This is a genomic window from Roseateles sp. (assembly GCF_036404855.1).
Classification (GTDB): domain Bacteria; phylum Pseudomonadota; class Gammaproteobacteria; order Burkholderiales; family Burkholderiaceae_C; genus Pelomonas.
Genome location: NZ_DASWYS010000091.1, coordinates 1 through 4585 on the forward strand (window position 1 = coordinate 1; position 4585 = coordinate 4585).

Genomic DNA, 4585 nt, shown 5'->3' on the forward strand with positions numbered 1-4585 from the left:
CGGGCGGCCCACCCCGTTTGACCACTGACATGGCCCGGATCGAATTCACGTCCCAACTGCACCGTTTCGTCGACACGCCCGTGGTCGACACGCAGGCTGGCGTGCTGCGCGCTGGCCTGGAGGCCGCCTTCGAGATCAACCCGCGGCTGCGTGGCTACATCCTCGACGACCAGGGCCACCTGCGTCCCAACGTGGTCGTTTTCATCGACGGCCGGCGCGCGCGCGACCTGCGCGGGCTGACCGACCCGCTCAGGCCCGACAGCCGGGTCCATGTCCTGCACGCACTTTCTGGAGGTTGAAGCCATGTCTCAAGACCGCGCCTGGGCCGCGACCCGCAAGGGCCTGTTCGAGCTGCGCCGCCGTGCTGGCGGCTGGCAGATCGAGCACATCAGTTTCCTGGCCGACCCCGTCACCATGCTGCTGCCGCCGGACGACTCAGGCCACATGCTGGCAGGACTCAACCTCGGCCACTTCGGCGCCAAGCTGCATGCGAGCGACGACGCCGGTCGCAGCTGGCGCGAGGTGCCCGCGCCCAGCTTCCCGCCGCAGCCTCCCGAAGCCGAGGGGCCGGCCTGGAAGCTGGACCAGGTGTTCGCGCTTGAGCGTTCCGGCAATGCGATCTGGTGCGGCAGCGTGCCGGGCGGGCTGTTCGTCAGCCGCGACCGGGGCGAATCCTGGCAGCTGGACGAGACGCTCTGGCAGGACCCTCGGCGCGTGCAATGGATGGGCGGCGGCAACCCCGCACCAGCCCTGCATTCCATCTGCCCGCACCCCGCCAGGCCGGATGAGCTGCTGATCGGCGTTTCCTGCGGCGGCGCCTGGCGCACCACCGATGGCGGTCAGACCTGGGGCCTGCGCGCCAAGGGCATGCGCGCCGACTTCATGCCGCCCGAGTTGGCGGGCGACGAGAACTCGCAGGACCCCCACCTCATCGCCCGCTGCCGCGACGTGCCGGACGTGCTCTGGTGCCAGCACCACTGCGGGATCTTCCGCTCCGAGGACAACGGCGCCACGTGGGCCGAAGCCCACGCCCAGCCGTCGAGCTTTGGCTTCGCCGTCGCCGCCCATCCGGCCGACCCGCAGACGGCTTGGTTCGTGCCCGCCGTCAAGGACGAGCGGCGCGTGCCCGTCGACGGAGCGCTTTGCGTGACGCGCACGCGCGATGGCGGACAGACCTTCGACGTGTTGCGCGCCGGTCTGCCCCAGCATCATTGCTACGACCTCATCTTCCGCCACGGCCTGGCTGTGGACGACCGCGGCGAGCAACTGGTGATGGGGTCGACGACCGGCGGCCTGTGGGCCAGCAGCGACGCGGGCGACAGCTGGCAGACCGTCTCGGCCCACCTGCCTCCCATCTACGCCGTCAAGTTCGGCTGAGCTTCTTGCGTATCGCCGCCAGCTCGGCCGCAGTGCAGCCTGGCTCGGGGTAGTGCATCTTCAGCGCGCCCAGGGTCTCCAGGATGACCTGCGACACGATGAGCCGGGCGTTGCGCTTGTCGTCCGCGGGAACCGCGTACCAGGGCGCGTGTTCGCTGCTGGTGGCGCCGAGCATCTCGCCATAAGCCTTCATGTAGTCGGGCCAGTGCTCGCGCTCGCTGAGGTCGTCCGCCGTGAACTTCCAGTTCTTGGTCGGGTCGGCCAGCCGCGCGAGGAAGCGCTGGCGCTGCTCCTCCTTGGACATGTGGAGAAAGAACTTCACGACCCGCGTGCCGTTCACGTGCAGGTGCCGCTCCAGGTGGTTGATGGACTCGAACCGCTCGGGCCAGATCTTGGGCGCTCTCGCGGCCTCCTTGGGCAGCGACTGGGCCGCGAGGATCTCGGGGTGCACGCGCACGATCAGCACCTCCTCGTAGTAGGAGCGGTTGAAGATGCCGATGCGGCCGCGCTCCGGTAGGCACTGGGTCGTGCGCCACAGGAAGTCATGGTCCAGCTCCTGCGCGCTTGGGTGCTTGAAGCTGAACACCTGGCAGCCCTGCGGGTTCACGCCCGACATCACGTGCTTGATGACGCCGTCCTTGCCCGCCGCGTCCATGGCCTGGAAGATCAGCAGCAGCGCATATCGGTTGTGCGCGTACAGCAGGTTCTGCAGCTCGCTGAGGCGCCCGATGTGGCCGGCCAGTTGAGCCTCGTAGTCAGCCTTGTCGCTGTACAGCGGCGTGACGGCCGTGGGCCAATGCTTGAGCTTGACCGTCTGGTTCGGCGCGACCCGGTAGGGTCGAGTGTCGATCTTCGTCATGAGGGCTCCCGCGGCTGATCAGGCGCAGCCTAGCGCCATCGGGCGGCCAGCGGTGTCGGACGCGGCCTCGGGCTATCCTCGGCCGGTCGCCGCCCAGCCCGGTCTGCAGCTCGCGGGCGCCACGAATGCGGAAGGGATTACCGAATGCTCCGACGACTGCTGGCCGTGCTGATGCTGTTTGCGCCGCTGCTGGCCCAGGCATCGTGCACGCGGTCGTTGCGCGTGCCCTTTGAGGACTGGCGGCCTTATTCCTTCATGGCCGACGGCAAGCACACGGGTCTGGAGACCGAGCTGCTGGCCGCCGTTGCCAAGGAGGCAGGCTGCAGCGTGAGCTATGTGCGCGAGGTGCCGCGCAACCGCCGCCTGCCCATGCTGCTGGCCGGCGAGCTGGACCTGCTGATCGCAGCGACGCCCAACCGAGCCGACGCTGCCTGGTACACACGCCCCTATCGCGACGAGGTGCTGGGCGTGTTCATGCGCGCGGAGGAGGCCAGCATGGACGTGCGTTCGCTGGACGAGCTGCTGCGCGCCAACCGGCGCCTCGTCACGCACCGCGGGCCGGCCAGCGTCCCCATCATCAACGACTTCGCGGCGCGTGGCCTGTTGATCTGGTTCGAGGAGTACGCCAAGGGTGTGCAGCTGATGCAGCTGGGCCGCGGCGACGTGCTGCTGGGCGACAGCGTGGCCATCATCTTTGCCGCGCGTGCCGTCGACGTGCCCCTCATCGAGCTGCCCATCACGCTGCTGCGCGACCCCGTGACCTACAAACTCAGCCGCAAGTCCCTGACCGAGGCAGACCTGCGTGCCTTCAACCGCGCCATCCAGCGGCTGGATTCGAGTGGCGAGCTGCAGCGAATCCGCGCCCGCTGGCTGGGTCCGGGTATCAAGCGCTGAGTCAGCGTGGAAGCCGACAGTCAGCGCGCCGCGGCCGCGGGCGGGACGGGCCCCCAAGCGTCGGCAGGCACCGCTTCGAGTGCGACTTCGGTGCCCAGCAGCGGGTGCGTGAACACCAGGCGGTGGGCATGCAGCCACAGTCGCTGCGTGCCAAGGAAGGTCGCGACCGCGCGGTTCAGCGGGCCCTTGCCGTGTGTCGCATCGCCGAGGATGGGGTGGGCGATGTGCTTCAGGTGTCGGCGGATCTGATGGCGGCGGCCCTGCAGCGGCTCGGCCTCGAGCAGGGCGACGCGCGTCGTGGAGAAGCGCGGGTCGGTGGCGAGCGGCCAATCGCGGCGATCGAGCACGCGCCAGCGTGTCTGCGCTTCCAACAGCGGCTGGCCGGTCGAGGGCAACTCGGGGTCGCGGGCCAGCGGGTGGTCGATCAAGCCCTGGGCGTCACGCGGCCAGCCGCGCACCAGCGCGAGGTAGCGCTTGTGCATCTGCCCCCGCTCGAACATCGCACCCAGCAACGAGGCCACCTCGGACGACAGCGCGAACAGCAGCACGCCGGAGGTGCCGCGGTCCAGCCGGTGGACGGGCCAGACCGGTCGGCCGAGCTGGTCGCGCAGCCGCTGCAGTGCGGCCTCGTCCTCGTGCGCCGCGAGCTGGGTGCGGTGCACCAGCAGGCCAGGTGGCTTGTCGATGGCGACGAGGTGCTCGTCCTCGTAAAGCAGGGTCAGGCTCAATTGCTCAGGTCACCGTCGACGTAGAACCACTCGCCGTTCTCGCGCACGAAGCGGCTGACTTCGTGCAGCCGGTGGGCGCGCCCGCCCAGCTTGCTGCGCGCGACGAACTCCACGCTGCCATGATCCGCGTCCTGCAGAGCGGAGTGCCTGACGTCAAGGCCGAGCCACTTCAGGCCGGGCTCGGGCGGCTCCAGCTCGGCGGGGCGGGTGCTGGCATGCCAGCTGGCGAGCAGGTAGGGGCGCAGGTCCAGCACGAAGGCCGAGTAGCGCGAACGCATCAGGGCCTCGGGCGCGGACGCCGCCAAGCCACGACCGTCGTCGAAGGCCTGGTGCAGGGCGCCGCAGCAGCGGGCGTAGGAGGCGGGGCGGCCGCAGGGGCAGGGCATGGAGCTGTCCATGCCCGGCACTCTAGCCGTTCGGCCTGCGCGAGCGACCGTCCGGGAAAGCCTCCACCAGCGCCGCCAGCGGCAGTGGCCGCCCCAGCAGCCAGCCCTGGCCGAAGCTGCAGCCGCAAGCCTTCAGCACCTCCAGCTGTGCCGGGCTCTCGATACCCTCGGCAATCACCTCCAACTGCAGATGCCGGCCCAGGTCGACGATGGTCCGCGCGATGGCGCGGTCACGCTCGCCGGTGGGCAGGTCGTGCACGAAGCTGCGATCGATCTTCAGCGAGCTGATCGGCAGGCTCTTGAGCATGGCCAGTGAGGAGTGGCCCATGCCGAAATCGTCC

7 protein-coding genes are annotated in these 4585 nt (G+C 69.6%); 3 read left to right on the forward strand and 4 right to left on the reverse strand.

From position 1 onward, the window contains the following. Positions 1-29 precede the first annotated feature (29 nt). Together VGF12_RS05920 and VGF12_RS05925 are read left to right on the forward strand one after the other, a co-directional pair. The gene (locus VGF12_RS05920) at positions 30-299 is read left to right on the forward strand and encodes a MoaD/ThiS family protein (protein ID WP_331175116.1); all 270 of its coding nucleotides are present in this window, start codon (positions 30-32) and stop codon (positions 297-299) included. A 4-nt stretch (positions 300-303) separates the two neighbouring features. Further along, a complete protein-coding gene (locus VGF12_RS05925) occupies positions 304-1377 on the forward strand; it encodes an exo-alpha-sialidase (protein WP_331175117.1) in 1074 nt (357 codons plus the stop codon). Here VGF12_RS05925 and VGF12_RS05930 read toward each other — a convergent pair. After that, positions 1364-2236: an ADP-polyphosphate phosphotransferase gene (locus VGF12_RS05930; RefSeq protein ID WP_331175118.1), complete on the reverse strand. Its 873-nt coding sequence runs from the start codon at positions 2234-2236 to the stop codon at positions 1364-1366. The two genes, VGF12_RS05925 and VGF12_RS05930, sit on opposite strands and share 14 nt — an antisense overlap. Before the next feature lie 144 nt (positions 2237-2380). Here VGF12_RS05930 and VGF12_RS05935 point away from each other — a divergent pair, with 144 nt between their 5' ends. Further along, entirely contained in the window at positions 2381-3130 is a 750-nt protein-coding gene (locus tag VGF12_RS05935) for a substrate-binding periplasmic protein (protein ID WP_331175119.1), read from the forward strand. A 20-nt stretch (positions 3131-3150) separates the two neighbouring features. Here VGF12_RS05935 and VGF12_RS05940 read toward each other — a convergent pair whose 3' ends face one another. The 3 genes from VGF12_RS05940 to VGF12_RS05950 all read right to left on the reverse strand — a co-directional run. Continuing rightward, positions 3151-3858 (reverse strand): pseudouridine synthase, encoded by a 708-nt coding sequence (locus tag VGF12_RS05940; RefSeq protein WP_331175120.1) that lies wholly within the window; start codon positions 3856-3858, stop codon positions 3151-3153. Further along, entirely contained in the window at positions 3855-4256 is a 402-nt protein-coding gene (locus VGF12_RS05945) for a YchJ family protein (protein ID WP_331175121.1), read from the reverse strand. The genes VGF12_RS05940 and VGF12_RS05945 overlap by 4 nt, the downstream gene beginning before the upstream one ends. A 10-nt stretch (positions 4257-4266) precedes the next feature. Beyond that, positions 4267-4585, reverse strand: a 319-nt coding sequence (locus VGF12_RS05950; RefSeq protein ID WP_331175122.1) for an EAL domain-containing protein, incomplete at its 5' end; no start/stop codon positions are given.

Excerpts from the sequence above, each read along its gene's own strand:
- VGF12_RS05925 (WP_331175117.1), top strand. The coding sequence starts at position 304 with ATGTCTCAAGACCGCGCCTGGGCCGCGACCCGCAAGGGCCTGTTCGAG.
- VGF12_RS05930 (WP_331175118.1), bottom strand. The coding sequence starts at position 2,236 with ATGACGAAGATCGACACTCGACCCTACCGGGTCGCGCCGAACCAGACG.
- VGF12_RS05945 (WP_331175121.1), bottom strand. The coding sequence starts at position 4,256 with ATGGACAGCTCCATGCCCTGCCCCTGCGGCCGCCCCGCCTCCTACGCC.
- VGF12_RS05920 (WP_331175116.1), top strand. The coding sequence starts at position 30 with ATGGCCCGGATCGAATTCACGTCCCAACTGCACCGTTTCGTCGACACG.
- VGF12_RS05935 (WP_331175119.1), top strand. The coding sequence starts at position 2,381 with ATGCTCCGACGACTGCTGGCCGTGCTGATGCTGTTTGCGCCGCTGCTG.